General features: G+C 44.9%; 1 protein-coding gene. It reads left to right on the top strand.

Annotated elements, in window-relative coordinates; translation table 11 throughout:
* Nucleotides 1-723 (top strand): TrbG/VirB9 family P-type conjugative transfer protein (locus ACFINM_RS09825; RefSeq protein ID WP_375641365.1); only part of this gene is annotated, 723 nt, incomplete at its 5' end.
* Nucleotides 724-762: the final 39 nt, after the last annotated feature.

Here is a 762-nt window from a genome sequence, read left to right as displayed (position 1 = left end):
TATAATGTCACAAAAATTATTGGCTCCATACGCTCATCGGTACAAATAGAATTTTCTCCCAATGAAGAAATTGCCCATGTGGCAATTGGCAACAGCGTTGCATGGGAAGTCGCCCCCGCTGGCAATATTCTTTTCCTTAAAGCGCGGGAAGTCCAACCCATTACCAATCTCCAAGTCGTCACCACAAAGCTTGATGGCTCAAAGCGCTCCTATCAATTTGAACTTACGATCAAAGATGGGGAAATTTCCTCTGGACAAGAAACATATTTCCTTGTGAAATTTCGCTACCCACAAGAAGAAGCAGAACAAAGAAGACTCGCAGCCCTTATGCGACAAGAAAAACAACAAGCCCAGCGTATCGATAATGTCTTCAACGCTTCTGAAACCTACGGACCACGCAATTGGGCTTACACCGCTCAAGGATCAAGCGTGCTCGAACCCTCCTCCGTTTATGACAATGGCAAAACCACAACATTTACATTTCCCGACAACCAAGAAATCCCTGCCATTTACATTGTCAGCAATGACGGTACAGAATCGCTGGTTCCCAAAACCACAAGAGGCAACATGGTGATAGTCCATGCCATTAGCGCACGCTTCACCCTAAGACAGGGAAGAAACGTCCTATGCGTCTTTAACGAAGCCTATCAACCCAAAGGCGTTAATCCAAATACCGGAACAACCTCACCATCTGTTGAACGTAAAGTTGCATCAGATCTTTAAATAAGCGGGAATTGAAGGGGACAACACATGAGTGATAAA

Origin of the sequence: Bartonella sp. AA168HLJHH (assembly GCF_042197365.1) — a bacterium.
In the GTDB taxonomy this organism is placed as follows: Bacteria; Pseudomonadota; Alphaproteobacteria; order Rhizobiales; family Rhizobiaceae; genus Bartonella.
This window is presented reverse-complemented; position numbering and strand designations above follow the sequence as displayed.